This is a genomic window from Mesorhizobium silamurunense (assembly GCF_014843905.1).
In the GTDB taxonomy this organism is placed as follows: domain Bacteria; phylum Pseudomonadota; class Alphaproteobacteria; order Rhizobiales; family Rhizobiaceae; genus Mesorhizobium; species Mesorhizobium silamurunense.
Map to the genome: position 1 here is coordinate 1 of NZ_LPVS01000131.1, position 237 is coordinate 237.

Below are 237 nucleotides of genomic sequence, written 5' to 3' on the forward strand. Positions count from 1 at the left end.
CGCCGGAGCAGATGCGCCGGATCGAGCCCTATTTTCCTTTGTCGCATGGTGTGCCGCGTGTAGATGACCGCCGGGTGCTGAGCGGCATCCTGTTCGTGATCCGCAATGGCCTTCGCTGGCGAGATGTCCCTTCCGACTACGGTCCGCACAAGACCATCTACAACCGCTTCATCCGCTGGAGTCGGCTGGGTGTGTTCAACCGCATCCTGGCGGAACTGGCCGCGCAGGGCGGCAAAA

At 62.4% G+C, this 237-nt stretch carries 1 protein-coding gene; it reads left to right on the forward strand.

The window, feature by feature from the left end:
* Positions 1–11 precede the first annotated feature (11 nt).
* A partial coding sequence (locus tag AU465_RS32715) for a transposase (protein ID WP_246506617.1) occupies positions 12–237 on the forward strand: 226 nt, incomplete at its 3' end.